We start from the raw sequence: 26,975 nt of genomic DNA, 5'->3' as shown, positions 1-26,975 counted from the left end.
AACTGCCGGCTCCTCGCCAGTTGGCTGCCCATCCGACTCGACGCGAATTGCGAGAAGCGGAAAGAACCGCATCGCGACCGCGTCGGCGCGCCACGCGCATCCAACGGTCGCGCCACCGCGGCGCAGCTACCCGGAGGTCTCCGGCGAGCTCCGCACGCCGACTGCGGGCCGGCTCCGGGCGGTTTGGTATCTCATTCGTGTCGGCCACCGTGCTGTGCGTGGGAATCTCGGTGCTCACGATGTCCACTCCGACCGCGGCGGTGCGGGCCGAAGGCAACCGTTCGCTCCTTTCGATTGCCAACCAGGCCGTCCCGGCGATCGCCCAGCAGCTGCAATCGCTGGCCGTCGTGGGCCTCACGGCGTCACCGGTCGTGCGCGACTCCTTCACGATCGGGGAGGTTCCGAAGCCGCCGCCCAAACCCGAACTGGTCATCGCGAGGTCGGGGACATCCGGGCTGCAATGGCCGGTTCCGCCCTACCAGTTCAGTGACGGCTACGGCCCGCGCATCGCGCCGTGCGAGGGTTGCTCCACCTTCCACAAGGGCATCGACCTCAACCCCGGCGAGGGCACCCCGATCTACGCCATGGCCGACGGTGTGGTCGTCGCGACCTCCGCACTCGACGACGGCGGCCTCGGCGTGCACGCGTTCATCGAGCACCAGATTGATGGGCAGACGGTTCGCAGCACCTACGCCCACATGCTCGTCGGAACCCTGCGGGTCTCGGTCGGCGACTGGGTGGGTTCGGGCCAACTGCTCGGCAACGTCGGTGACACCGGGCAGAGCGTCGCCCCCCACCTGCACTTCGAGCTCCATATCAACGGCGGCTACATCGATCCCGTGCCGTGGTTCGCGAACCACGGCCTCTGATTGAGAACCACGTATCACGGTGTTCGCTCGCGGGCATCGGTCGCGACTCGTGACGCTTGACCCGCGAAACCGCGAACGTGTGCCACGTCGGCGGCGCGCGTCAAACGGATGCGGAGGCGCGCGTCAGTCGGGCACGACGGCGCACGCGGTGCCGTCGGTGATGCGCAGCAATTCCTCGTAGGTCAGCGGGAAGACCGTGCGGGCATGCCCTGCTGCGGCCCACAGCACCGGGAACTCGGCGAGCGCCTCATCCACCAGGGTGCGAAGCGGTGCCGGATGCCCCACTGGGGCGACCCCTCCGATGACCTGGCCCGTGGCATCCTTCACCACCTCTTTGGATGCCCGGCCGATCGTGCCGCCCAGCTGCCGACCCAACCATTCCGTGTCGACCCTGTGCCCGCCAGAGGTCATCACCAGCAGCGGCTCACCGTCGAGGGTGAACACGAGGGAGTTCGCAATCGCACCGGGCGAAACCCCGAGCGCCTCGGCCGCCGCCACAGCAGTGGTGACCGCGTCAGGAAGCCAACGGGTCGCACCCATTGCACCCTTGGCGCGCAGCGCCTCTTCGACCCGGGTGACCGCGGGATGCGTGTCAAAAGGCTGCGTTTCCACCTAGAGGTCTCCGTCCACTGTCCTGTAGGCCGCGGTCATCGGCCGACTCGCGCGCGCATTATCTGCGGCTACGCCACGCTCAGCTGACCCAACCACATTTTCCAGCAACATTGCTCGGGTCATCGGACCGACCCCGCCGGGCATCGGTGTGAGGAAGCCGGCAACTTCGGCCACATCCGGGTGCACGTCGCCCCGCAACTTCGTCTTGCCCGTCTCTTCATCCACAACCCGGGTTATCCCGACGTCAAGTACTGCGGCACCCGGCTTCACCCACTCCGGGCGGATCATCCGGGGAACCCCCACGGCAGCAACGACGATGTCGGCCTGACGAACGAGTTCGGCCACATTTCTCGTGCGCGAGTGCGCCAGGGTCACCGTCGCGTCGATTCCTCGTCGGGTGGCCAGGAGCCCGAGCGGCCGTCCCACGGTCAGCCCTCTCCCGACGACGACCATGTGCTGCCCGGCAATCGGCACGTCGTACCGATTCAGAAGCTCGATGATGCCGGCGGGGGTGCAGGGCAGCGGTGAGGCGAGTTCGCCGTCAACCCCGAGCACAAGCCGCCCGAGGTTCATCGGGTGCAGACCGTCGGCATCCTTGTCAGGATCCATCTCCTCCAGCAGGGCGCGCTCATCCAGACCTTCGGGCAGCGGCAACTGGATGATGTACCCGGTCGTAGCGTTCGACTCGTTCAGATGACGGATCGCCGCAAGCACGTCGCGCTCACTTGACGTACCGGGCAGGTCGACCCGGATCGATTCGATGCCGATCTCGGCACAGTCGCGGTGCTTGCCCTTGACGTACGACAGCGAGCCCGGGTCATCTCCAACAAGTAGGGTTCCGAGGCCCGGCCGCACGCCCAGTGCATGCAAAGCCACGACCCTCTCTGACAGTTCGTCCTTGATCGCCGTCGCGGTCGCGCGCCCGTCGAGTTTCGTCGCAGTCATCGAAGTTGCCCTGCCTTCGGGAAGCCGATCACCACGACTCGAGACCGGGGTAGAGCGGGAACGCCTCGGTCAGCGCACGCACTCGCGAGCGCAGGCTGTCGACGTCAGCACCCGGCATGAGTGCGGCGGCCACGATCTCGGCGACCTCGACGAACTCGGCGTCGTCGAAGCCACGCGTTGCCAGTGCCGGTGTGCCGATTCGCAGCCCGCTGGTGACCATCGGCGGACGAGGATCCCACGGAACCGAGTTGCGGTTGACCGTGATGCCCACCTCATGCAGAACGTCTTCGGCCTGTCGGCCGTCCATCGGCGAGTTACGCAGGTCGGCGAGCACCAGGTGCACGTCAGTTCCCCCGGTGAGCACGTCGATGCCGGCCGCCTTCGAATCCTCGGCGACGAGGCGCTCGGCCAGAATCTGTGCGCCGCGCACGGTGCGCTCCTGACGGTTCTTGAACTCATCGGTCGCAGCCAGTTTGAACGCCGTGGCCTTCGCCGCGATCACGTGCATCAGCGGCCCGCCCTGCTGGCCGGGGAACACGTTCGAGTTCAGCTTCTTGGCCAGCTGCATGTCGCGGCTGAGAATGAATCCCGAGCGCGGCCCGGCCAGGGTCTTGTGCACCGTCGATGAGACCACATCCGCGTGCGGCACCGGGTTGGGGTGCAACCCTGCGGCGACCAGTCCGGCGAAGTGGGCCATGTCCACCCACAGCTTGGCACCGACTTCGTCGGCGATCTCTCGGAAGGCGGCGAAGTCGAGTTGGCGTGAATATGCTGACCAACCCGCGATGAGCACGGTCGGGCGGTGTTCGAGCGCTTTGGCGCGCACATCATCCATGTCGACCCGGAAGGTGTCAGGGTTCACACCGTAGGCGGTGGCGTGGTAGAGCTTGCCGGAGAAATTCAGGCGCATCCCGTGGGTGAGGTGCCCACCATGCGCGAGCTCGAGGCCGAGGATGGTGTCGCCAGGGGTCGCGATCGCCGCGAGCACGGCCGCGTTCGCGGTGGCGCCCGAGTGCGGTTGCACGTTGGCGTACTCGGCCCCGAACAGGCTTTTGGCGCGATCGATCGCCAACTGCTCGGCGACATCCACATATTCGCAACCGCCGTAATAACGGCGCCCTGGGTATCCCTCGGCATATTTGTTGGTGAGCACCGAGCCGGCCGACTCGAGGATCGCGCGGGGCACGAAGTTCTCACTGGCGATCATCTCCAGGTAGTCGCGCTGGCGGCCCAGTTCCTGGTCGAGAACAGCGGCGATCTCGGGGTCTACGACGGAGAGTGGGTCGGTGAAGGTTGAGGGCAGTTTGTCAGTCAAGACGGGGGCTCCTTGTATTCGCGCGTTTCGTCAGCAGCGGGCTCGGCAACTGGGCCGGCGGCATCCGAACGGATGACCCTACAACGGTACCGCACCGCGCCGCGCATGCTACTGCGACTGTTGACACAGTGCGGCTACTGACACAGTGCGGCTACTGACATCCTGCGACTTCTGACATGCTGCGGTTTCTGACATCCTGCGGCTACTGACATCCTGCGGCTACTGACATCCTGCGGCTACTGACATCCTGCGACTGCCCGCCCCTCGCGTCGCGCACCCACTGCTCCCTTAGAGCCACCACCGGCCCCTCGCCAAACTCACGACCGGGGATCAGGATTGAGCGGATAGCCACCGGATTGCCGACGGCATTCCTGTCCCCCACACACGCAGCCATTCACACAACCGGCTCCCAGCGTCCTCACCTCAGACGTTGATATCGCACCAAAAGCAGGCGACTTTATACTGATTTCGTAACAATTTGGACCATGACGGCGGTATTCAGCCGTGACGATGTGGAACCACGGCCGGAAACATGGCACAGTAGACGAAAACCGGCTCGCGCGCACATTGCTCGCCAAATCTCACATTGCCGTGAAGGAGATCGAAGACATGACCCGACCCCTGCCCCAAGACCCCATGTTGCGCCGGTTGGTGCTGCAGGCGCAGCAGGCTCAGTTCTCACGCCGTAACGTCTTGAAGGGCATGGGCGTCGGCGCCGCCGCCCTGACGCTGGCGGCCTGCTCCTCCGGTGGGCAGTCTGAGCTCAGCCCGGCCACAGATGTCTCTGACACCGAGAAGGTCGTGCGTTGGGACAACTGGTCGTACTACCTCGACGTCACCGACGGCGGAGACTACCCGTCGCTCGATATGTTCGAAGCGGCAACCGGCATCAAGCCGACATACACCGAGGCGATCGACGACAACAACTCCTACTACGGCAAGATCAAGGACCAGTTGAAGCTCGGCCAGGACATTGGCGCAGACATCGCCTGTATGACCGACTTCATGGTCAGCCGTCTCATCCGGTTCGGTTACCTCGCGCCGTTGGATTACGCCAACATGCCCAATGTGACCGCGAACCTGGTTCCGGCACTCAAAGACCTCGACTATGACCCGGGCCGCAAGTTCACCCTGCCCTGGCAGGGCGGTTTCGCCGGCATCGCGTGGAACAAGAAAGCGCTGCCCGGCGGGCTCACCTCCGTCTCAGACCTGTGGGATCCGTCGCTGAAGGGCCGCGTCGGCGTGCTCTCCGAGCTGCGCGACACCATGGGTTGCCTGATGCTCGACCAGGGCACCGACATCTCGGGCGACTGGGGCGACGACGAGTTCGACCAGGCGATGGCTGTGCTGAGCGAGAATGTGGCCAACGGTCAGATCCGCAACATCAAGGGCAACTCCTACTCCGAAGACCTGCAGAACGAAGACACTCTCGCGGCGATCGTGTGGTCGGGCGACATCACCATGCTCAACGAAGAGGCCGGCGACCGCTGGGAGTTCGCGTTGCCCGCGAAGGGCGGCCCGCTGTGGAACGACAACTTCATGATCCCGATGGGTGCCACGCACAAAAAGAACGCCGAGATGCTGATCAACCACTACTACGACCCGGAGATCGCTGCGATCGTTGCCGCGTACGTGAACTATATTCCGCCCGTGGTCGGCGCCAAGGAAGCGGCCATCGCGATCGATCCCGAGCTCGCCGAGAACCAGTTGATCTTCCCGAACGATGAAACTCTGGCCAACTCAAAGGTGTTCCGTACCCTCACCTCCGAAGAGGAGCAGAAGTACGGCGCCGAGTTCCAGGCGCTCATCCTGGGGGCTTAGTGATGGCGACAGGATCCTTCGCCACCAGCGGCGCTGACCTCGAACTCGTTGGGATCCAGAAACGGTTCCCCGGATTCACTGCGATCGAGCACCTTGACCTGGTCATCCCCGCGGGCTCGTTCTTCGCGTTGCTCGGTCCATCAGGTTGCGGCAAGACGACCACGCTGCGCCTGGTGGCCGGTCTCGAGGATCCCACCCGGGGGTCGATCCTGATCGGCGGGGAAGATGTCACCCATCGCAAGCCGTTTCAGCGCCCGGTGAACACCGTTTTTCAGTCGTACGCCCTCTTCCCGCACATGACGGTGCTCGAGAATGTGGCCTTCGGCCTGCGCCGCCGCAAGATGGCGAAGCCACTGGAACTGGCGCAGGAGGCACTGGAACTGGTGGAGTTGGAGCACCTCGCGTCACGCAAGCCGACCCAGCTTTCTGGGGGCCAGCAGCAACGTGTCGCCCTGGCGCGCGCGGTGGTCAACCGCCCGGCGCTGCTTCTGCTGGATGAGCCGCTGGGTGCGCTCGACCTGAAGCTGCGACGCCAGATGCAGCTCGAGCTGAAGTCGATCCAGGAAGAGGTCGGCCTGACCTTCCTGCACGTCACCCATGACCAGGAAGAGGCCATGACCATGGCTGACACCGTTGCGGTGATGAACAAGGGACGGATCGAGCAGCTCGGCGCCCCGGAGGATCTCTACGAGCTTCCGCACACCGCTTTCGTGGCGAACTTTCTGGGCCAGTCGAACCTGTTCACCGGGCCGGTGCTGGAAGCCACGTCACACGCCATCGCCGTCGAGGTGGCCGGCACACGGGTGCTGGTGCCCAAGGCCCGCGCCCGCAAGCACAGCGGCGAAGTGACCGTCGGCATCCGGCCCGAGAAGCTGCGCCTGCTCACCGAGGCCCCGCCGACCACCGCCGGCGTCAACACCCTCGGACCCGGCACGGTCACCGATGTCTCCTTCAGCGGCGTCTCCACCCAATACCAGGTGGATGTTCCCGGTGCGGACAGCGTCACCGTGTTCGCCCAGAACCTCGACTTCGGCCCGGTGGTGACCCCCGGCACCGAGGTGTGGGTGTCGTGGAAGGTCGATCACGGTTTCGGCCTCGAAGACTCTGCCTCCGAAGAAGCCAAGTTCGCGCCCGAGCTCGACACTGCGACGATCGCAGTGCAGGCGAAGCGCGATCTGGCGGCCGAACTCGAGGTCAGCTGACAATGGCGTTCGCCGCATTCGCAACGGGGACCGCAAAGGAGCAGGCCCCCCGTCGCAAGAGCAGGATCGCGCTGTTGCTGCTGTTGCCGGGCATCCTCTACATGATGCTGTTCTTCTTGGTGCCACTGGTGTCGCTGGTGATGACGTCTTTGCAGGCACCCGTCGAATTCGGTGACATCGGCGAGTACGAAACCGCATTTCGCTGGGAGAACTACGTCGTCGCGATCTCCACCTACGGCGAACACATTCTGCGGTCGTTCGGCTACGCGTTGATGGCCACCATCTTCGCCCTGCTGTTCTCCTACCCGTTGGCCTACTTCATCGGGGTGAAGGCCAGGCCGTGGCCACTGCTGCAGAAACTCATGCTGGTGATGGTGATCGCACCCTTCTTCATCAGCTTCCTGCTGCGCACCCTGGCCTGGAAGTCCCTGCTCTCGGATGAAGGATTCCTGGTGAGCTCGCTGAAGGCGCTGTCGCTGATGGCTCCGGACGCGCACTTCACCGGTACCGGCGCCGCCGTGGTGTTCGGCCTCACCTACAACTTCATTCCGTTCATGACATTGCCGCTGTACGCCAACCTGGAACGGTTGGACACCCGGTTGGTGGAGGCTGGCGGCGACCTGTACGCCAGGCCGGCGACCACGTTCTTCAAGGTCACCGTGCCACTGTCGATGCCCGGCATTGTCTCTGGCGTGCTGCTCACCTTCATTCCGGCCGCCGGTGACTACATCAACGCAAGCCCACAATTTCTGGGGGGGCCGTCAACCGCGATGATCGGGAACGTGATCGAGAGCAACTTCCTTGTCACCAACAACTATCCGGCGGCGGCATCCCTGTCGATCATCCTGATGGCCGTCATCCTGGTGATGGTCGTGGTCTATATCAAGCGAAGTGGAACGGAGGACCTGCTGTGAGCACCCAAGAGGCCCGCATACTCTCCGAAGCGGTCACCGACCGCACCGCGACGGCGCGACGCGGCCGGATCGGCTTCGGATCCTGGGTGCTTCCGGTCTATGCCTTCGTCGCGCTCGTGTTCCTCGCGATCCCGATCGCCTACACCTTCGTCTTTTCCTTCAACGACGCGCTCAAGTCGAACGTTGTCTGGCGCGGGTTCACCCTCAACAATTGGACCAACGTCTGCGCGAAGATCGAGGTGTGTGAGGCCTTCGGCAACTCGCTGGTGATCGGCGTTGTCGCCACCGTTATCGCCACCACCCTCGGCACCATGATTGCGATCGCGCTCGTGCGTTACCGGTTCCGGGCCAGATCCCAGATCAGTCTGCTGTTGTTCCTCCCGATGGCCACCCCCGAGGTGGTGCTGGGTGCGGCCCTGGCTGCCGAGTTCCTGACTGCCGGCGTTCAGAAGGGCATCGGCACGATCATCATCGCCCACACCATGTTCTGCATCAGCTTCGTGGTGGTCGCGGTCAAGAGCAGGGTGTCAACCCTCGACCCCGCGTTGGAAGAGGCCGGGCGCGACCTGTACGGCTCCCCCGCGCAGGTGTTCTGGCGGGTCACGTTCCCGCTGCTGCTGCCGGGCATCATCGCCGCTGCACTGCTGTCATTCGCACTCAGCTTCGATGACTTCATCATCACGAACTTCAACGCGGGCACCACCAGCACCTTCCCGAAGTTCATCTACATCTCGGCGGCACGCGGCATCCCGGCTGAAGCGAACGTGATCGCATCCGCAGTGTTCTTCCTGGCGATCATTCTCGTTCTGATCACTCAGATCTCGGCGGAAGCACGACGCAAGCGCCTGGAGAAAGAGGGCAAGTAGCGCTGGGCAACGAGCGCTGTGCAAGTGGCGCTGCATCGGCTGCCTGACAGTGTGCCGGCTACCTGACAGAAGTGTTGGCTGACTGACGGGCGGCACGGTGCGTGCACGACGGGCCGCTGACTGTTATCGTGACCGGATCGTCGAGAGTTGAGCGGTGACCGGCATCGGCACGAACCGGTCACCGACGAGAACCAGGGTGAGCGCGACCAGGAGAATGCCCACATAGACGAACGGGAGCGCGACGAGGCCGATCTGGTCGAACACGATCGCCCCGAGCAACGCGCCGCCACCGATGCCGATGTTGAACCCGGTGGTGTAGAACGAACTCGCCGTGTCGCGGATGCCAACGGACGCCACGTGCAACAGTCGGGTCTGGAGGAGCGGCGGCAGTGCGCCGAACGCCAGCCCCCACAACACGTAGGCGATCATTGCGATCGCCGTCTGATCGGCAAACAGCCCCAACACGGTCGCGGTCACGGCAGAGGCGACGAGCGCGATCAGCAACCACATCCGTGGTTTCTGCGAACCGAGGGATCCGGCCACGATCAGCCCGCCAGCGCCGGCGATGCCGAAGACGAACAGGAGCGGGCCCACCGCATCGGTGCTCATTCCCATCGCGTCGATCAGGTACGGGGCGATGTAGGTGTAGAAGGAGTAGTGCCCGATCATGACGATCGAAGTGATTGTGCAGACCAGGGCGACAGCAAGAATGGTCGGATCCCGACGAGCGCGGCGCGCGGCCCTGGCCGATACCGGATCAGTATTTGTCGTCAGCGTGGATGTCGCACGGGCGGCTGTCGTCCGTGCCGGGGCCGGTTGGTCACGGACCACGGCAGGCAAGAACCGCGCCACCATGATGGTGATCAGGAGGGTCACGCCGGCCAGCACTCCGAAGGCGAGTCGCCAGCCGAGCATGTGGCCGAGCCAGGTGCCGAGCGGCACGCCGAGGATGAAGGCGAGGGTTCCCCCGCTGATCACCAGCGAAACGGCCCGACCGATCAGGCGCCTGGGCACCAGGTAGCTCGCGTACGCGCCGACCACCGCCCAGAACACGCCGTGCGCCAACCCGCCCAGCACTCGCGATGCCACCACCATTTCGTAACTGGGGGCGAGCGCGGTCCACGCGTTGCTGGCCGCAAAGATCAGCAGCACCGCGATGACCAGTGCGCGCCGGGGCAGTCGCTTGGTGAGGATGGTCAAGGGTGCACTGGTCAGCACCACGGTGAACGCGAAAATACTCACCAGCAGGCCCACCTGTGACTGGCTCACTCCGAGTCCTGCGCTCATCTCGGGCAGCAGTCCGGTCGGCAGCATCTCTGAGGAGACGGAGAGGAATACCGCGAACGACAGCATGCTCAGGCCGAGCCAGGGGAACCTGGCATCCGCAGTGCGGGTCGCCTGGGTGTTCACGAACAGCGGTGGTGTCGTCGGAATCCCGGCTGTGGTCACCGGAACGTCGCCTGGGCCTTGGCCGGTGGGCTGAGCTGGGGAGGACACCTGTGTGTGCGGGGGCAGTGAAGTAGATGGGGTCATAGGGAAAGCACTTTGGGGAAAAGGATCCAAACTATTTCCTACCACGCCTTGGGCGGGGGAACGATGAGGGGATCGACTACGCGTGAACGGACGCGCCCGGGGCCAGGCGGAACACACCGGCCAACAGCAAGTGTAGCAAGCGCTGTCAAGCCCCCGGCTCGCCCAAGTAAGTAAGCTGGTCGGGTGACTCCAGACCCTGCCCAGACCACTCGACCCGGCATCAACGACATCATTCGATTCGTGCTCGAGATCTTCGCCTTCGTCAGCCTCGGAATCTGGGGATTCCTGGCGTGGCCCGCCCCGTGGCAGAACATCGCATTCGGGCTCGGCGCGCCGGTCTTCGCGATCCTTGTCTGGGGGCTGTTCCTCTCGCCCAAGGCGGTGTTTCGCGTCGACCTGTTCGCCCGGTCTCTGATCGAGATCGTCATTTTCGCATCCGTTGCGTTCGCGTGGTGGTCGCTCGGCCAGCCGATCGTCGCGCTCGTCTTCGGTGTCGTCGCCGTGGTCAGCGGCGTGATCCACGGTCGCAGACAACTGGCCTGACCCGAGCGGTCACGGCTTCGGGCTGAATGCTCCCGGCTACAACCGCTGCCAGACCATCTTCTGCTCCCAGGCACGCTGGTAGTAGGTGAGGTTCTCGAGCCGGCTTGCCGCCTCGGCATCGACCAGCACGGTGGCGTGGCGGTGCAGCTGCAGGATCGATGCCGGCAGACTGGCGCTGACTCCGCCCTCGACCGCGCGTTGCACGGCCTTTGCCTTCGATTCGCCGAACGCCAACATGACTGCGTGCTCGGAACGAAGAATGGTGCCCAGGCCCTGGGTGATGGAATGCATCGGCACCTCGTCGATCGTTCCGAAGAACCGGGCGTTGTCCTGACGGGTCTGGTGGGTGAGGGTCTTCACCCGGGTCAGTGATGAGAGAGAGGACCCGGGCTCGTTGAAGCCCAGGTGACCCACCGTTCCGATACCCAAGATCTGCAGGTCGATCCCTCCGGCAGCAATGATGGCGTCCTCAAAATCCTGACCCGCGTGCTGGATCGAATCGAGTGCGCCGTTCGGAACATGCACCAGGTTCGGGTCGAGCCCGAGCGGGCCGATCACATCACGTTCGATCACCGAGTGATAGCTCTCCGGGTGAGCCTCGGAGAGCCCCACGTATTCGTCCAGTGCAAAACCTCGCACACGGCTCAAGTCGCACTCACCCCGCTTGACCGCGGCCGCCAGTTCGTTGTAGATCACCAGCGGCGTGGTCCCGGTCGCGAATCCGAGCACGGCGTCGGGTTTCGCCGCCACCAGGTCGATGATCGAACGGGCGACCAGTTGCCCGGCTTCGCGTGGACTCTCGACAAGAACGACTTCTACCATGCACTCACTTCCAGCTCGGGCGCCGGCCGATACCGAGTCGCCTCGATCCATTCTGCCAGTTGCACGCTCACGCCGCTTCGCCCTGACTCCCAAGCCAGGATTCCCCCGAAACTACACCGGCGAACTCGCCGAGGAGCTACCCGCTGCGCCAGCTCTGAGGAGGCCTCTCGCCGCTAGTGCTTTCCGAGCAACTGTCCGAAACCGGCGATCTGGTCATCGATGCCGTTCGCACGAAGCGCGTGCCACAGTGTCACAGCGTTGATGGCCAGCACCGGCTTACCCAGCCAGCGTTCGGCTTCGGCGGCCACCCGCAGCATCGAAAGATTCGTACCCACTTGTACGATCGCGTCGATATCGTCGCCGTCGATCTCCTTCAGTTCGTTGATGAGGCGGTCTTCCTGGACCTCCGCGATGGCTGTCGCCGTCTCGCACTTGAGTCCTTTGATGCGCACCACCTCGAGTCCGGTTTCGGAGAAGAAGGTATAGACCTGGTCATCGGCGACAGGCTGGTACGGCGTGATGACGGCAATCCGTTTGATTCCGAGGACTTCTGCGGCCTTGTGGCAGGCGTCAGCACCCGTCGACACCTCAACACCCGAAAGATCCTTCATCCGCTGCGTGAAGGCCTCATTGCCGGCCTTTCCGCCCCAGAATGTTTCGGCGGACATCCCCATGACCAGGTAGTCGGGCTTGCAGGTCATGACAACCTTGACCGCTTCGGCCGTGGAAGCCCTGATCTGGCTGATCAGCTGCTCAAACGCATCATTGTCGCCGGCCGCGCCATCTTCGAGGTAGATTCGTCCGAAGTGACAGGTGACGCCCGGGATCTTCATCGCGGAGTAATCATGCTCGACCACCGTATTGGTCGAAGGCATGATGATTGCAAATTTCCGCCGATATCCAACTGAGTCAGTCAATGCTCGTTCCTTCCACTCGTAAAAATAACATCCACAGGATTGCTTCAACGCGCTATCCACTTGAACAGTGATTGCTCGTGAACAGGATATTGCCGTCACCCCGGATCACGAGGTTGTTGTTCACCCTAGCTGATGGTTGGGCGGATTGTATACTGATTGGCGACAGAATTAGATTGTGCTGGGAACCCAACTGGCGGCCTCAGTGACCCGCCCCACACTCGCGCCCGGTCTCCCCTGAACGAAGGTGCTCGCTGAATATGAGCGATTCCGGGCCGACAGCAACTACAATTGCGGCGGGATCGGTTCGCGAAACTCGCGGGAGTCCGGTTCCTGGACGGTGGATGGACGAATCCGCGCGAGCCGAGGTTGTACACAATCTCGATTGTTGCTGTTCAGCGCCGGTTCTTCCCGTCGATCCAACCCAGTATCTTCTCGGGCGTCATGGGAACTTCATCGATAGCGCAGCCAAAGGTCGAAAGTGCATCCTCCACTGCTGAGACGACGGCTGCCGGCGCAACCATCCGGCCACCTTCGCCCACGCCTTTGACGCCGTTGTAGGTGAAAGGTGAAGGCGTCTCCAAATGTTCAATACGAATATTGGGCATGTCCAGAAAAGTGGGGATCAGATAGCTCCGGAAATCACGCCCGATCACAGAGCCGTCATCCTGGTAGTGGAGTTCTTCTGTCAGTGCGGTACCGATTCCCTGGCAGATCCCACCGATGAGCTGGCCTCGCACTGCATCCGGATTCATGACGGTGCCGCAGTCATGGACGACGGCATAATCGAGGAACGTCACCCCTCCGGTCTCAAGGTCGACTTCGACAACGGGAATGTGAACCGCATGTCCGATGATCGGCGCGAATATTCCCCAGTCTGAACCGTTCGGGAGGGTCGCCATGGGGTGATCGAACGTATATGTGGATTCAAGACCACTTCGAGTGCCGTCAGGCAGCAGATACGCCGAAGAATACGCAACATGCGCTATCTCGGCCATCGAGGCGTGAGCGTCGGGCGCGCCCTTCACAAAATAGCCCAACTCGTCCTTGTTCCAGACGAGGTCGTCGGGCGCTGCCTCCAGCATGTTTGCCGCGATCGGGCGCATCATCTCGCGAATCTCGTGGATTGCGCCGGACACGGCCCCAGACAGCATGACCGTCATTCGACTGGCAACGGGACCCATCGCCGGCCCGGCTACCGCCGTGTCCAGGTGGCGCACCGACACATCGCCGGGATTGACGCCAAGTTCTTCACCGACAACGGTTGCAGCCACAGTTTCGATCGGAGTCCCGAGCGATGGGGAGTGAAGCGCCACGGTGACCTTCCCGTGCCCGTCCACACGGCACGTCGCGGTCTCCGCGGCCGTTGTCACGCGACCATGGTTCTGGTCGAACATGAGCCACAAGGCGCTGCCGGATTGCACACTTCGCTCCTGGCATGTGGCCAAGCCGATGCCGATGGCACGACCCTCACGGCGTGCATCCTTCTGGTAGTGACGCCAGCCATCGACATCCGCCAGTTCGAGTGCCCTGTCCAGGGCCTGGGGGTAATCACCGGAGTCGTAAAGGTTGCCCGTGGGCGTCGTGTAAGGGAACTGCTCTGGACGCAGAAGGTTTCGTCGGCGGATCTCCTCGGCCGTCAATCCAAGTTCACGGGCCGCAGCATCCGTCATTCGCTCGAGAAGGAAGTTGAGTGACGCCCCGCCAAATCCTCGGAAAGCTGCTTGCGGTGGCTTCGTCGACAGTACCGCCGTGAAGTCGACCCCCACCGCTTCGATACCGTACGGGCCGACTGCTTGCGCCAATGGCTCCGAGTTGTTGATTGATCCCAGAACGAAGGCAGAGCCGTAGTCTTCGACGATGTCGAAGCGCAGCGCGAGCATCTTTCCGTCTTTATCGAGCGCCAGTTCTGCGTCGTAGGTTCGATCTTCGCCGTGGTTGTCCCCCGACTCGAGGTGCTCCACCCGATCTTCGACGAATCGCACCGGCCGTCCCGTGTCGCGGGACAGGAGCGCGCAGACGACCATCCCACGCGGTTGCCAGAACTTGCCGCCGAATGCTCCACCGATGTCGCAAGAAATTCCCCGCACCCGGTGTGACGGCACGCCCAGCGTCGCCCCCAGGGTCCACAGTAGGACGTTGCTCTGGTGGTTGCTCCAGAATGTGATCTCATCCGTGCCCGGTTCCCATTGAGCCACACAGCCGAATGTGTCAAGCGGTGCGCCGGTCTGCCGGGGCCAGGAGAGCTTTCGTCGCACAATTGTCTCAGCGCGCTCGAAGCAACCCTCCACGTCACCGAAGTCGTACTTGCGGTGCATGATCACGTTGCCCGGGGAACCGTCGTGCACGAGGGGCGCCCCCTCGGCCATCGCCTGTGTTGCGTTGGTGATTGGTGGCAGCGGTTCGTACTGCACCCGTACCCGTTCGGCGGCATCCTCTGCCAACGCCCGTGACGTCGCAGCGACCGCCGCGACTGCTTCCCCCTTATACCGGGCCTTGTCGTGCGCCAGGGCGGGCAGTGGTATATCGAGCGGAGGATCGTGCAAAGCGGCGAGGGTGAAGATCGGCTCTGTTCTGGCACGGACGTCGGCACCGGTGATCACGGCGTGGACTCCGGGCATGGCCAGCGCCTCGGACGTATCAACGGACGTGATGAGAGCATGGGCGTGCGGGCTCCGAACCATCACGACGTGCAGCATCCCGGGCAATTGGATGTCTGCCACGAACTTTCCGCGACCGCGAACATGACGCGCCGATTCGAATGTTGTTCTCTTCTGGCCGACGAACCGCCGGTCTCGTTCACTCGTCATGGCGTCTCGGTCGCATTCTGCTCTGCTGCCAATTGCACGGCCTCAATGATCTGCTGGTAGCCGACACAGCGGCAGATGTTGCCGTGCATCCAGTCACGAATCGTGTCCTCATCGGGATTCGGATTCTCGTCGAGCAGCGCCTTGGCCGTCAGAAGCATTCCGGATGTGCAGAAGCCACACTGCACTGCATGGCCCTGCCGGAATGCGTCCTGGATGGGCGAAAGCTCAGTTGCGTTCGGGGCAAGGCCCTCAATCGTCTCGATCTCTTGCCCATCGGCCTGCACTGCCAGATAGAGGCACGCGCGGACGGGGCGCTTTCGCACGATGACCGTGCACGCCCCGCAGACGCCTTGCTCGCACCCCAGCCGTGTGCCGGTCAGTCCTTGCTCGTCGCGGAGATAGTCGGCAAGCGTCATGCGGTCCCCCACGATCGAGGTCGTGGATTTGCCGTTGATCACAAGGTTGATCACTTTCATCAGGTCTCCACTCGCAGTACGTTCGCGACGGCACGCCGCGCGAGGACAGGAATCACACGTTGACGGTACGTCGACGTCGCGTGCTCATCGTCGAAAGGCGCCGCCCGGTCAGATGCTTGTTCCGCGGCATCGGCGGGATCACTGGTAACGATGAGGATCGGGGCGGGTGCCGCCCCGAAAAGCGCGACCCTGATGGTGCCCGCATCGGTGCCGACGGCCGCAGCCCCGGCGACCGGCCAGGTGATGTAGGTGCGTCGAACCACTTGGAGGTCGTGATGCCCCAACGATGCTGAGGGGATCTCGAAGCGGAGCACGAGTTCATCATGGTTGAGTGCGGTCTGTCCGTGTCCGACGAAGAACTCGTGTGCTTTGATGCGACGAGTTGACGACACGATGGTGGCGTCAAGCGCCACGAGCGTCGCCGGCAATTGCGACGTGCGATCGGCCCATCCGGCACTCCCGCCGAGGGTTGCCCGGCTGCGAATTCCTGCCGCCGCGACTGTTGACAGCGCCCGGGTGAGCAACGGCAGGTGCGTGCGGATCAACTCTGACCGCTCCAGGTCCCACATGGGCTCAGCCGCCCCTATTGTCACGCTCGTTCCGCTGAAGGAGATCCCCCGCAAGTCATCGAGGCGCGAAATATCAACCAATAGGTCTGCTCTCCGCTCCTTCAGCGCAATGGCCGGCATCAAACTCTGCCCGCCCGCCAATGGATAGGACGCCGGGTCGCCGGCCAGCAACTCGATAGCCTCCGCAACGCTGTCGGGGCGACAGTAAGTGAACGGGCTGAGTTTCATGATCGCTCCTCCGCTTCGGCTCGTGCAGCACGCAAACGATCGTACGTTCTGTCGCGATTCGCCAGATCACATACAACCATGAGGAATCCTGCCGCACCGGAACACCGGCCGAATCGTTCTCAACAGAGTACACGCAAAACAAGTCGGCCTCGCAAGGGCCACAGATTCCTCAGTGGCGCGTACCGCGGTTCGGTTCGCGCACCCCCTCTGCAGGGGCACACACATCCGCCAGAAATACCGACAATCCGCGGAACGGTCGCATTATGCACAGCGGTGGCCATCGCACCCCCCACGAATCACGTCACCCTGGGCAGGCATCGGTGAACGAGAGAATCCCGCGAATTCGTCCCAGTGCTATTGACGGCCAGTCAATGCTCTGATTGTATACAACTATGACAGTCAAAGTTGACTCCGAGACGACGCGAATAGTCGGTACGTCGGAACGAAAGCACAATGGGGAACTATTCCTTCGCGGTGAAATGGTGTATATCGACGACATCCGCCTCCCGAACATGCACTTCGCGGGGATCCTGCGAAGCCCCCATCCGCATGCTCGGATCGTCTCGATCGACCTGACACGCGCCAGGCGCGCCGAAGGCGTTGAGTTCGCGCTGACCGGAGCCGAGGCTGCAGAGCATACCGACCCCATTCCTCACTTCATCAGCCCCTTGGCCTTCGGAGGTAAGAGCACAGACGTTCGTTGCCTGGCGCTCGGCAAAGTGGTGTACGCAGGTGAACCCGTCGCAGCAGTGGTTGCGGATTCGCGGCAGAATGCTGAAGCCGCGATCGAGCTGATCGACGTCGAGTACGAACCTCTGCCGTTCGTCATTGATGGTGATGAGGCGTTGGCAGCCGATGCCCCTCGCCTCTACGAGGATTGGGACGACAACGTGGTCATCCAGATCCCGTTCGGTGGTGGCGACCCGGCAGCCGCATTTGCCGACGCGGAGCACGTGATCGAAGACGAACTGCAGATCCAGCGTTACTCCACCCAACCGATCGAGCCTCGTGGCTACATCGCCGACTGGGACAAAAGCGCACGCAGCTACACCTTTTACGGAGCTTCGCAGAACCCACACCCACTGAAGTGGGTCTTGTCTCGCGCGCTGCGAGTCAAAGAATCACAGGTGCGGGTCATCGCCCCCGCCGTCGGTGGCGCATTCGGTCTGAAGATGCACGGTCACCCCGAGGAATCGTTGGTCTGCCTCCTCAGCCGGCTCTCGGGAAAGCCAGTGAAATGGATCGAGGACCGCAGCGAGACCCTCCTGATCGGTGCCCGTGAGCAGACTCATCGCTTCAAGGTCGGCTTCAACTCCCAGGGCAAGATCTCAGCCCTGAAGGATCACTTCGTCGCCAACGTCGGCGCGCTGGGCGCCCCTCCCGGGTGGGGGATGGCCTTCCTGACAGGAATGTCGATACCGACCGGTTACAAGATCGAGAATGTGGACGTTCTCGTGACGGTCGCCACAACCAACAAGAGCCCGTGGAACGCTGCACGCGGCTACGGAAAAGAAGCCACGAACCTCGTGATGGAGAGGATCATTGATCTCGTGGCTCGCAGCCTCGATATGGATCCGGTGGAAGTGCGTCGGCGGAACCTGATCGAATCACATGAGTTTCCGTACAAGACGACCGGCGGACTGAACATCGATTCCGGCGACTACCATGCGGCGCTCGACAAGGCCGTCGAAATGATCGGCCTGGATGATGTGCGAGCCGAGCAGATGCGGCTGTTGCAGGAGGGCCGCCACCTTGGGGTCGGGTTTGCTTTCGAACTCACCCCGGAGTCCGGGGATATCCCCGGAACACTCGTCGGCGGATTCGATACCTCCACCGTCAAGATGAGCCCATCGGGAGAAGTGACGGTTCTCACGGGAGTGACAACGCCCGGTGGCGGAAATGATACGTCGATCCTGCAGATTGTCGTTGACGAACTCGGTGTCACGATGGCCGACGCCTCGATTCTGCAGGGTGACACGTTGACGACTCCGTACGGTTTCGGAAACTACAGCGGCCGCAGCATGGTAACTGGTGGCAATGCGGCTTATCTCGCGGCCTGCGACATCCGTGTGAAGCTCGTCGAAGTCGCTTCACGGATTCTGGAAACGGACAATACCGACGTCGAGCTTGGTGGGGGCTTCGCCAGACGAATCTCGGATCCCTCCAGGTCCATCCCGATCGCCGATGTGGCGTACACGATTTACACGCTGGCTTTCGCGACGGCGACTGGAGTCGAGCCTCCTCTGGAATCGACCCGAACCTATCTGCCCGGAAATATTCAGCAGACGCCGGATGCGGACGGCAGGATCAACATCTACCCGACGTATTCCAATGCGGTGCATGTCGCGATCGTCGAGGTGGATATCGAGACCGGAAAAGTCGACCTGCAGCGGTATGGCGTCGTGCATGACTGCGGAACCATCATCAACCCTCGTTTTGTCGAGGGCCAGATGGAGGGCGCGATCGCCATGGGAGTCGGCGCTGCGCTCATGGAGCATTCGATTCACGACCCGGAGACCGGTGTGCTGACCACGAACGGCTTCAAGTCGTACTTGATGCCACGCGCGAGCGATCTCCCCATGATCGAGACGATGCACCAGGTGACGCCGAGCCCGTACACGGCACTTGGTCTCAAGGGGGCGGGCGAAGCGGGTATTGGCGGGGCGCAGGCCGCAGTATCGAATGCCGTACACAATGCTCTTGCCCCACTGGATATCACCATTCGGAAGATGCCGCTCAGCCCGGGCACCGTGTTGCATGCGATCAAGTACCGCGAGAAGGAGCTAAAGAAATGATTCTGGACCGTTTCGAGTACTTACGCCCCTCAAATGTCGACGAGGTGGTGACAGCGATCACGACCGAGGATGAGGTCGCGATCATCAGCGGCGGCACCTGGGTTGTCCAGCAGATGGGGCAACACCTGCGTCGGCCGAAAGTCGTCGTGGATCTTTCAGCTGCCGGGCTGTCGGGCGTGTCCACAAACCAGGACACGATTTCTATTGGTCCGAGCACGACGTACACCCAGCTGCTGGAGGCCGGCGACACTCCCCCGTTCTTGAGAAAGGTGGCGTCGGGGATCACCGGTGGGATTCAGATTCGGAACGCAGGCACAATCGGCGGATCAGCGTGTTTCGCGTATCCCCCGTCCGATGCTCCCGGAGCACTCGTCACGCTGAACGCCACCATGGTTCTCAGATCGGGTGACGGTCAACGAAAGGTTGCGGCAACCGATTTCTTCCTTGACGCGCTGACGACGGCACTTCGTCCCGGCGAGTTCTTGGAGGAGATCCTCGTGCCGATCGCCGACACCGAGCGGATCTTCTCCTATCAGAAGTTCAGGAACGTGACAGGCAGCACGCCGATCGTCACCGCCGGGTGCATCGCCTCCGAAGACGGGCTCGCCAAGCGCGTCGTGATCGGCGGCGCCGCGACCACGCCGGTCGTGGTCGACCTCGCCGGAGACGAGTCCGAGGATGAGATCGCCGACCTCACGCGTTCGCTCATCAGCCATCCCTGGAGCGATGCACTGGCCAACGCGAACTACAGACGCCATACCGCAGGAACCATGGCCACACGCGCCGTGAGGGCTGTCCGCGAACAGATTGAAGGAGAAGAACGATGACCACTCACGAGGGCGTTGGAATCAACGTGACGGTAAACGGAGAGAGTCGCGACGCGATCATAGACGTCCGTGAGACATTGGTGGATTTCATCCGCGTGGACCTCGGCCTCACCGGTACGCATGTCGGTTGCCGCACCGGCGACTGTGGAGCATGCACGGTCACTGTCGATGGCGAAGTGGTGAAATCGTGTCTTGCCCTCGGTGTCAGCGCCGACAAGGCCGAGATTCGCACGATCGAGGGCTTTGCCGAGAGCAGCGAGCACCTGTCGATCATTCAAACGGCGTTCTGGGAAGAGTTTGGTTTTCAGTGTGGTTACTGCCTGCCCGGCATGCTCTTCTGCACCGAAGAGCTGCTCAAGAAGAACCCCGATCCGAGCGAAGCCGAGATTCGAGAAGCGATTGACGGAAACCTCTGCCGGTGCACCGGATACCACGGGATCATTCGCGCTGTCAGAAGGGCCGCCGAAGAAACGTCTCAGGCACAGCGAGAAAAGGATGAGCTCCGGGACGAGGAAGTCTGGGCGCGGCCCGGAGAACGTGTTGACCGAGCGCTTCGAGGACGAGAATCGGAGAGTTGATGGCTGTGCAGCTGGGCCGGTGAAGATTTCGGATTAACGATTCGCGTCCTGCTCTGCACGCTGCTTCACGCCGTGGGCTGGTGCCGCAGCTCCAGCAGGTCGACAACATCGGCGAGGGAAAGGCCGCGGGCTCGCAGCAACACGAGCACGTGGTAGATGAGGTCAGAGGCCTCCCCCAGTAGGTCATCGTCTTCCTGGACGACCGCGGCCAGCGCCGTCTCGACGCCTTCTTCCCCCACCTTCTGGGCGATGCGGCGGATACCCGACTCGAGGAGGCTCGTTGTATAACTGCCGGCGACCGGTGTGGCCGCACGGTCGGCGACCAGGGCGTCGAGTTCGCCAAGAAAGTTCCCGGGAGCATCCGCGAAGCAGCTGGTGCGGCCGGTGTGACAGGTCGGCCCGGCCGGGATCGCCTGCACCAGCAGAGTGTCTGCGTCACAATCGGCTTCCATGTGTACGAGGGTGAGCGTGTTGCCCGAGCTCTCTCCTTTGACCCACTGCTTCTGGCGACTGCGGCTGTAGAAGGTGACCCGCCCGGAATCACGGGTGGCACGGGCAGCCTCCCGATTCATATAGCCGAGCATCAGCACCCGCCCGGTGGCGGCATCCTGAACAATGGCGGGGACCAACCCGTCCATCTTCGCCCAGTCGAGCGCGTCGAGATCGATCGTGTTTGGGCCCGGCCCCGCTGGACCCTTTTGTTCAGGCAACATCACGTACCTCGATTCCCTTGCGCCGCAGCTGAAGCTTCAGCTCCGGAATGAGTATTTCCCCCGAGTGGAACACGGTCGCTGCGAGGGCGGCATCGACGTCGGCCACGCGGAACACATCGACGAAGTGTTGCATGGTGCCGGCACCACCACTGGCAACCAGGGGCACATCGCAGACCTGCCGAACCGCGCCCAGCTGTTCCAGATCGTAGCCGTCACGCACCCCGTCGCTGCCCATGCAGTTGAGCACCACTTCGCCCGCCCCCAGCTCCTGCACGCGGGTGACCCAGTCGAGCGTGCGGGTGGGCAGCGCGCGCGTGCGCTCCACCTGCCCGGTGTACTGCCGCACCCGCCATTCACCGTCGTCGTCGCGCAGGCTGTCGATGCCGACCACAACACATTGCACGCCAAAGGCGTCAGCCAGTTCAGTGATCAGCTCGGGCCGCTCCGTCGCCGGGGTGTTCACCGAGACCTTGTCGGCACCGGCGTTGAGGATCGCGCGCGCCGTGTCGACATCCCGGATCCCACCGGCAACGCAGAACGGAATATCGATCACACGCGCCACCTTCTCGATCCATTCCATGTCGGCGCTGCGCCCGTCGGGGCTGGCCGTGATGTCGTAGAAAACCAGCTCGTCGGCACCCTCGTCACGGTAACGCTCGGCCAGCTCAACGATCCCACCCATGTCACGGTGGTCACGAAACCGGGTGCCCTTGACCACGCGGCCGTCACGCACATCCAGACAGGGCACGATGCGTCTGCTCAGCATCAGGCGCCCGCCGCCGTGTCGACCGCTGTATTGTTCGCCGCTGGATTCTTCACGGCGATATTCTTCCCGGCTGTATTCTTCGCCGCGGTGTTCTTCGCCGCGGCGTTCTTGACCGCAGCGAGCGCATCGGCCAGTTCCAGCCTGCCGTCGAGCAGGGTCTTGCCGATGATCGCACCGGCGCACCCCACGTCCCGGGCGGCCAGCACGTCGGCGACATCACGCACACCTCCCGAGGCCTGAACGGCCACCCCAGGCGCGATCGCCACGACTTCCTGGTAGAGGTCGGTGTTCGGGCCGGCCATCATTCCATCGCGGCCGATGTCTGTCGACAGCAGGTGGCGCATGCCCGCATTGGCATATTCATTGACGAGAGGCAGCAGATCGACATCGCTGTCTTCTGTCCAACCGGCGATCGGCAGGGTCCACCGACGGTTCGATTCTCGGGCGTCCAATGCGATCGTGAAGCGGTCGGCACCGAATCGTTCCATCCAGGCCAGAACCAGGTCAGGCGCACGCACCGCGAGTGAGCCGATCACCACCCGGTCGGCGCCCCCCTCAAGCAATGCCTCCACGTCAGTCTCGTTCCGCACACCGCCACCGGTCTGCACTTTCAGGCCGGTCTCGTCGGCGATTCGGCGAAGCAGGGGGCCGAGCGTGTAGCCGCCCGCCTTGGCCGCATCGAGGTCGACCAGGTGCAACCAGGTGGCACCATCGGCGGCGTAGCCGGCGGCCGTCTGGATGGGTGTCCCTGGATAGCGCGTCTCGCGGGCGTAATCGCCCTGTACCAGCCGTACGACGTGACCCTCGCGCACGTCGATCGCAGGGTAGACAATGAAGGCGGGTTCCTGGCCCTGGGTCATGAAATCTTCTCCTCAAGGAATGTGCGCAGCAGTTGCTGCCCGAATGACCCGGAACGTTCCGGATGAAATTGCGCACCGCGCACCGTACCACGGCCGACGATGGCCGTGTAGGTGCCGCCGTGTGTGAAGGTCGAGATCGTGTCTTCGGTGACCGGCGCCGCGTAGCTGTGCACGAAATAGGCCGGGGCGCCGTCTCTCAGTGCCACCGTGAGCGTATCTCTTCGCAGCCGGTCAACCTTGTTCCACCCCATCTGCGGAATGCGAACGTGCTCGGCCGGCTGCATGCGTTCGACTCTGCCGGGAAGAATGCCCAGGCACTGTGTTTCGCCCTCGTCGGAAAACTCGTACAGCAATTGCATTCCGAGGCAGATGCCGAGCAGCGGAACGGTGAGGTTGCGCACGAATTCGACCAGCCCAGCGTCACCCAATCTGGCCATGGCGTGCCGGGCGGCGCCCACCCCGGGCAGGATCACCCGGTCGGCTTCCTCGATGACGGCAGGGTCGACCGTGATCACAGAGTTTGCCCCCAACCGGTCGAGCGCGAACTTCACCGAGCCGGTGTTGGCGCCCCCGCTGTCGATCAGTGCGACCCGTACCGGGCGCGCTGCATTTGAATCTGCTTCACTCACAACAACCCTTTGGTGGTGGGCAACTCGGTACCGCTGCGGGCAATCGCCTGCCGCAAGGCACGAGCGACCGCTTTGAAACCGGCTTCAATCATGTGGTGGTTGTTGTCACCGGTGACGGTCAGGTTCAGATTGAGGCCAGCCGACTCGCACAGCGACCGCCAGAAGTGCTCGACTAGCTCGGTCGGGAAGTCACCGACGATCTCGCGGGTGAAGTCACAGTTGAACACCAGGTAGGGTCGCCCGGAGAAGTCGATCGCCGCCTGGGCCAGCGCCTCATCCATCGGCAGGGTGAACCCGTAACGGCCGATCCCGCGTTTGTCGCCGAGCGCCTCCTTCAGCGCCTGGCCCAGTGCGAGCGCGCTGTCCTCGATGGTGTGGTGCTCATCGATGTGCAGGTCACCGTCGCAGGTGAGAGACAGCGCGAACCCGCCGTGCTTGCCCAGTTGGTCGAGCATATGGTCGAAGAAACCCAGCCCCGTGCTCACTTGGGCATCGGCCACGGTGTCCAGGTCGACCGAGACGGTGATCTTCGTCTCGCGGGTGTTGCGCACAACGCGGGCACGGCGTGGCGCATCGATCAGCTCCTGGGCGATGCCGGGCCAGTCCCACTCTCCCTCGGAGAACGCCTCTGACTTCAGGGTGAAGGAGCGAATGCCGAGGTTGTCGGCGAACTCCTTGTCGGTTGCACGGTCTCCCACCATCGCCGACCTGGCCCAGTCGACCCCGCGGTCCTTGAGCAGTTCGACCATCAACCCGATCCCGGGCTTGCGAGTGGATGCATTGTCGGCCGGGAACGAGGTGTCGATGAGCACCTGGCTGAAGGTGATCCCCTGGCTGGCGAAGATCTCCATCATCAGGTTGTGCGGCCCGTCGAAGTCGGCTTGGGGAAAAGCGTCGGTTCCGAGCCCGTCCTGGTTGGTGACCATCACGAACTCCCAGCCGGAGTCACGCAGTCTCAGCAGCGGGGCGATCACGTTCGGAACGAATCGCAGCTTGTCGTAGGCGTCGATCTGAAAATCTTCGGGCTCTTCGATCAGGGTGCCGTCACGGTCGATGAAGAGGATGGGGCGTTGGCTGCTCACGGGGCTGTACTCCTGGTTGCGGGTTCGGTCGGTCGGGTCTGGGTTGACGAGGGCTGGGCTGAAGTGTGTTGGCGCGCGGCAGGCTCTGCCGGAAGGTCGGCAAGCACGGCCGCCACCCGGTTCAGGGCATCGCCTGTTCCGACACTGATACGCAGGGCATCGGTCAGTCCGGGTTTGTCGCGCATGTCTCGCACCACGATCGCCTGGTCTTCGAACCTTTGCAACGCCCATTCGGCATCGACGAAGCGGGCCAGCACGAAATTCGCGTCTGAACGGTAGACCCGGCTCACCCCGGGGCTGGCCTCGAGCAGATCGGCGAGCCTCGCTCGCCCGGCAACCGCCTCGCGCACCGCGGCCCGGGTGCGCTGCACCGAGTCGGCTTCGAGCGCGGCGCAGGCGAGATTGACGCTGCAGACAGGCAGCGGGTAGGGCGCCTGACAGCGACCGAGAACCGCGATCAACTCCGGCCGCGCGATCACGGCCCCGATCCGCGCTCCGGCCAGCGCGTGTGCCTTCGACATCGTTCGCAACACGGCCACGTTCGGCACGTCCGCGAGCAGGGTGACCGCGGACGCCTCGATCGCGAACTCTCCGTAGGCCTCATCGACCACGACCAGAGCCTGGCCGGCGAGCGCGAGCGCGAGTTCGCGTACACGGTCCAGCGGAATGCTGGCCCCAGACGGGTTCCCGGGCGAGGCCAGAAACACCACTCGGGCACGTTCGGCGAGCGTGACCCGGCGGACGGCATCGAGGTCGACCCGAAGCCCATCTGCCTCATCCAGCTGCGGCACCTCCAACACGCGGGTGCCGTTCAGGCGGGCGCTCACGGTGTACATGCCGAACGTGGGCGGCGTTATCACGATCGCGTCGCCGCCGGGAGCGCAGAGTGCGCGCACGAGAAGATCGATCGCCTCGTCGCTTCCCCGGCAGGCGAGCAACTCAGCACTGCTGCAATCGTAGAGTTCGGCCAGCGCCCGGCGCAGGCGATCCGGTTGTGGCTCGGGGTAGCGCCGCGCTGCGCCCGCATCGTCGGCAGGGTTGTCCCACGCCGACTCATTCGCGTTCAGCCACAGTCGCTCGGGCTGCCCACTTTCGGCCGGCACCTCATCCGATGCATCTGCCGGTGTCTCGAGCCTCGCCGATGAGTAGCCGGTGAATCCCTTGAGGTCGGGTCGAACCAGGTCGAGCGGCGACGCGAGGTTCTCGGAGGCGGATGTCGTACTCACGCCAACATGCCCTCGACCGGAAGCACGAAGATGCCGTTGGCACCGGCCCGTTTCAGGTCTTCAAGACGTTGCCAGGAGACGGCACCACGGCTGAGGACCTGCACCGACACTTCGGCGCCACCATCGACGGCGGTGATTGTGGGTGTCTCGCCCGGGGGCAGTTCGGCGAGCACGGCGTCGAGCGTCGTGCGGTTGGTGCGAAGCAACAACAGTCGTCCCTCGCGTGCGCTCAGCGCGCCGTCGAGGCGGCGCATCAACTGGTCAGCGATCCGGGCCCGAGTCTCATCGAGTTCGCCCGTCGGTCCGACGATGATCGCCTCACTCTGCATCATGGTGTGCACCGGCTTGAGTTGGTTGGCTGCCAGGGTTCCCCCGCTGGAGACCAGGTCGCAGATGATATCGGCCTGGCCGAGCCTGGGTGCGATCTCGACCGATCCCATCAGTTGCACCACTTCGGCGTCGATCTGTTGCCCGGCCAGCCAGTCGCTGAGCAGGTTCGGGTAGCTGGTCGCGATCCGGAGGCCTTCCACGTCTGCAGGTCCCGTCCAGTCGAAATCCTGCGGAACGGCCAGGTCGAGCCGGCAGGCCCCGAACCCGAGCGCCCGCCATTCGCTGTAGCTGGAATCGAGGCCGCGAGACCGCCGGGCCGAATCGTATTCGAGGGCAACATTGCGACCGAAGATTCCGAGATCGCAGACACCGTCGGTGATGAGTCCCGGAATGTCATCGTCGCGCACGAGCAGCAGGTCGATCGGCAACGACTCCCCGTAACAGAACAGCCGGTCGCGGCTTTCGCGCCAGCTGAGCCCGCAGGCGGCGAGCAGTTCGCGTGCAGGATCAGCGAGCCTGCCCGACTTCTGGATCGCGATGCGCAATCGGTCGCGTACCGGTTTGGCCGGAGGCGCTTCGGTGGCGGCTGCGACGGTGGTGGGGAGCATGTGGTCTCTCGATCAGTTGAAAAGGGCAATCAGGTCAGAAGGGAAATCAGGTCAGACGGGCAATCAGGGAAGAAACGCGATCAGGCGGGAGGGCAAGCGGCGGGAAATGGTCAATCGGTGGG

General features: G+C 63.5%; 25 protein-coding genes. 9 read left to right on the top strand and 16 right to left on the bottom strand.

Translation table 11 applies throughout. The features are described 5' to 3' along the window. The first annotated feature begins 239 nt into the window (after nucleotides 1–239). Complete coding sequence (locus DL891_RS12185; protein WP_157962490.1) at nucleotides 240–869, top strand: M23 family metallopeptidase; 630 nt, start codon at nucleotides 240–242, stop codon at nucleotides 867–869. Between the two features lie 123 nt (nucleotides 870–992). On the opposite strand, the gene DL891_RS12180 is transcribed toward DL891_RS12185, so the two are convergent. The 3 genes from DL891_RS12180 to glyA form a co-directional block, all read right to left on the bottom strand. Continuing rightward, complete coding sequence (locus tag DL891_RS12180; RefSeq protein WP_111720755.1) at nucleotides 993–1,409, bottom strand: YbaK/EbsC family protein; 417 nt, start codon at nucleotides 1,407–1,409, stop codon at nucleotides 993–995. Nucleotides 1,410–1,481: 72 nt separating this feature from the next. Beyond that, nucleotides 1,482–2,426 (bottom strand): bifunctional methylenetetrahydrofolate dehydrogenase/methenyltetrahydrofolate cyclohydrolase, encoded by a 945-nt coding sequence (locus DL891_RS12175; RefSeq protein ID WP_111720704.1) that lies wholly within the window; start codon nucleotides 2,424–2,426, stop codon nucleotides 1,482–1,484. 28 nt (nucleotides 2,427–2,454) lie between these two features. After that, nucleotides 2,455–3,741: a serine hydroxymethyltransferase gene (gene glyA, locus DL891_RS12170; protein WP_111720703.1), complete on the bottom strand. Its 1,287-nt coding sequence runs from the start codon at nucleotides 3,739–3,741 to the stop codon at nucleotides 2,455–2,457. A 609-nt stretch (nucleotides 3,742–4,350) separates the two neighbouring features. Between glyA and DL891_RS12165 the strand changes: the two genes are divergently transcribed. The 4 genes from DL891_RS12165 to DL891_RS12150 all read left to right on the top strand — a co-directional run bounded on the left by DL891_RS12165 (nucleotide 4,351) and on the right by DL891_RS12150 (nucleotide 8,544). Further along, nucleotides 4,351–5,562: a PotD/PotF family extracellular solute-binding protein gene (locus DL891_RS12165; RefSeq protein ID WP_111720754.1), complete on the top strand. Its 1,212-nt coding sequence runs from the start codon at nucleotides 4,351–4,353 to the stop codon at nucleotides 5,560–5,562. Nucleotides 5,563–5,564: 2 nt separating this feature from the next. Further along, complete coding sequence (locus DL891_RS12160; protein ID WP_111720702.1) at nucleotides 5,565–6,764, top strand: ABC transporter ATP-binding protein; 1,200 nt, start codon at nucleotides 5,565–5,567, stop codon at nucleotides 6,762–6,764. Nucleotides 6,765–6,766: 2 nt separating this feature from the next. Then, on the top strand, nucleotides 6,767–7,678 hold the full coding sequence (locus tag DL891_RS12155; protein ID WP_111720701.1) for an ABC transporter permease: 912 nt from the start codon (nucleotides 6,767–6,769) through the stop codon (nucleotides 7,676–7,678). A gap of 68 nt (nucleotides 7,679–7,746) precedes the next feature. Next, on the top strand, nucleotides 7,747–8,544 hold the full coding sequence (locus DL891_RS12150) for an ABC transporter permease (protein WP_111720753.1): 798 nt from the start codon (nucleotides 7,747–7,749) through the stop codon (nucleotides 8,542–8,544). A 123-nt stretch (nucleotides 8,545–8,667) separates the two neighbouring features. Here DL891_RS12150 and DL891_RS12145 read toward each other — a convergent pair whose 3' ends face one another. Continuing rightward, a complete protein-coding gene (locus tag DL891_RS12145) occupies nucleotides 8,668–9,993 on the bottom strand; it encodes an MFS transporter (RefSeq protein WP_232819140.1) in 1,326 nt (441 codons plus the stop codon). 267 nt (nucleotides 9,994–10,260) lie between these two features. Here DL891_RS12145 and DL891_RS12140 point away from each other — a divergent pair, with 267 nt between their 5' ends. Further along, complete coding sequence (locus DL891_RS12140; RefSeq protein WP_111720700.1) at nucleotides 10,261–10,620, top strand: YrdB family protein; 360 nt, start codon at nucleotides 10,261–10,263, stop codon at nucleotides 10,618–10,620. Nucleotides 10,621–10,656: 36 nt separating this feature from the next. On the opposite strand, the gene nagB is transcribed toward DL891_RS12140, so the two are convergent. The 5 genes from nagB to DL891_RS12115 form a co-directional block, all read right to left on the bottom strand. Then, nucleotides 10,657–11,442, bottom strand: coding sequence for a glucosamine-6-phosphate deaminase (gene nagB, locus DL891_RS12135; RefSeq protein WP_111720699.1), 786 nt, complete (start codon nucleotides 11,440–11,442; stop codon nucleotides 10,657–10,659). Between the two features lie 173 nt (nucleotides 11,443–11,615). Next, nucleotides 11,616–12,419 carry an arylmalonate decarboxylase gene (locus DL891_RS12130; RefSeq protein WP_198668875.1) on the bottom strand — a complete coding sequence of 268 codons (804 nt, stop codon included), beginning with the start codon at nucleotides 12,417–12,419 and terminating at the stop codon, nucleotides 11,616–11,618. A 332-nt stretch (nucleotides 12,420–12,751) separates the two neighbouring features. After that, the gene (locus DL891_RS12125) at nucleotides 12,752–15,166 is read right to left on the bottom strand and encodes a xanthine dehydrogenase family protein molybdopterin-binding subunit (protein WP_111720697.1); all 2,415 of its coding nucleotides are present in this window, start codon (nucleotides 15,164–15,166) and stop codon (nucleotides 12,752–12,754) included. Further along, nucleotides 15,163–15,642 (bottom strand): (2Fe-2S)-binding protein, encoded by a 480-nt coding sequence (locus DL891_RS12120; protein WP_111720696.1) that lies wholly within the window; start codon nucleotides 15,640–15,642, stop codon nucleotides 15,163–15,165. Before DL891_RS12120 ends, DL891_RS12125 begins: the two co-directional genes overlap by 4 nt. Further along, nucleotides 15,642–16,439, bottom strand: a complete 798-nt coding sequence (locus tag DL891_RS12115; RefSeq protein ID WP_111720695.1) for a xanthine dehydrogenase family protein subunit M — start codon at nucleotides 16,437–16,439, stop codon at nucleotides 15,642–15,644. Before DL891_RS12115 ends, DL891_RS12120 begins: the two co-directional genes overlap by 1 nt. 392 nt (nucleotides 16,440–16,831) lie before the next feature. Here DL891_RS12115 and DL891_RS12110 point away from each other — a divergent pair, with 392 nt between their 5' ends. From DL891_RS12110 to DL891_RS12100, 3 genes are read left to right on the top strand one after another with little or no spacing between them, the layout of a single operon-like run. Continuing rightward, nucleotides 16,832–19,234: a xanthine dehydrogenase family protein molybdopterin-binding subunit gene (locus DL891_RS12110; RefSeq protein ID WP_111720694.1), complete on the top strand. Its 2,403-nt coding sequence runs from the start codon at nucleotides 16,832–16,834 to the stop codon at nucleotides 19,232–19,234. Beyond that, nucleotides 19,231–20,061, top strand: coding sequence for a xanthine dehydrogenase family protein subunit M (locus DL891_RS12105; RefSeq protein WP_111720693.1), 831 nt, complete (start codon nucleotides 19,231–19,233; stop codon nucleotides 20,059–20,061). The genes DL891_RS12110 and DL891_RS12105 overlap by 4 nt, the downstream gene beginning before the upstream one ends. Further along, entirely contained in the window at nucleotides 20,058–20,639 is a 582-nt protein-coding gene (locus DL891_RS12100) for a (2Fe-2S)-binding protein (RefSeq protein WP_111720692.1), read from the top strand. The genes DL891_RS12105 and DL891_RS12100 overlap by 4 nt, the downstream gene beginning before the upstream one ends. A gap of 65 nt (nucleotides 20,640–20,704) precedes the next feature. Here the strand turns inward: DL891_RS12100 and hisIE are convergent, their stop codons facing one another. The 7 genes from hisIE to hisG are packed head-to-tail and all read right to left on the bottom strand — an operon-like array spanning nucleotide 20,705 to nucleotide 26,853. After that, nucleotides 20,705–21,352, bottom strand: a complete 648-nt coding sequence (hisIE, locus tag DL891_RS12095) for a bifunctional phosphoribosyl-AMP cyclohydrolase/phosphoribosyl-ATP diphosphatase HisIE (protein ID WP_111720691.1) — start codon at nucleotides 21,350–21,352, stop codon at nucleotides 20,705–20,707. Beyond that, nucleotides 21,342–22,118, bottom strand: a complete 777-nt coding sequence (hisF, locus tag DL891_RS12090; protein WP_111720690.1) for an imidazole glycerol phosphate synthase subunit HisF — start codon at nucleotides 22,116–22,118, stop codon at nucleotides 21,342–21,344. Before hisF ends, hisIE begins: the two co-directional genes overlap by 11 nt. Next, the gene (gene hisA / locus DL891_RS12085) at nucleotides 22,118–22,978 is read right to left on the bottom strand and encodes a 1-(5-phosphoribosyl)-5-[(5-phosphoribosylamino)methylideneamino]imidazole-4-carboxamide isomerase (RefSeq protein WP_111720689.1); all 861 of its coding nucleotides are present in this window, start codon (nucleotides 22,976–22,978) and stop codon (nucleotides 22,118–22,120) included. Before hisA ends, hisF begins: the two co-directional genes overlap by 1 nt. Continuing rightward, complete coding sequence (gene hisH, locus DL891_RS12080; protein ID WP_111720688.1) at nucleotides 22,975–23,607, bottom strand: imidazole glycerol phosphate synthase subunit HisH; 633 nt, start codon at nucleotides 23,605–23,607, stop codon at nucleotides 22,975–22,977. The genes hisA and hisH overlap by 4 nt, the downstream gene beginning before the upstream one ends. Continuing rightward, a complete protein-coding gene (gene hisB, locus DL891_RS12075) occupies nucleotides 23,604–24,689 on the bottom strand; it encodes a bifunctional histidinol-phosphatase/imidazoleglycerol-phosphate dehydratase HisB (RefSeq protein WP_111720687.1) in 1,086 nt (361 codons plus the stop codon). The genes hisH and hisB overlap by 4 nt, the downstream gene beginning before the upstream one ends. Continuing rightward, a complete protein-coding gene (gene hisC / locus DL891_RS12070; RefSeq protein WP_111720686.1) occupies nucleotides 24,686–25,915 on the bottom strand; it encodes a histidinol-phosphate transaminase in 1,230 nt (409 codons plus the stop codon). Before hisC ends, hisB begins: the two co-directional genes overlap by 4 nt. After that, entirely contained in the window at nucleotides 25,912–26,853 is a 942-nt protein-coding gene (gene hisG, locus DL891_RS12065) for an ATP phosphoribosyltransferase (protein ID WP_111720685.1), read from the bottom strand. Before hisG ends, hisC begins: the two co-directional genes overlap by 4 nt. Nucleotides 26,854–26,975 lie beyond the last annotated feature (122 nt).

This window comes from Homoserinimonas sp. OAct 916 (genome assembly GCF_003260275.1).
GTDB lineage: Bacteria > Actinomycetota > Actinomycetes > Actinomycetales > Microbacteriaceae > OACT-916.
This window is presented reverse-complemented; position numbering and strand designations above follow the sequence as displayed.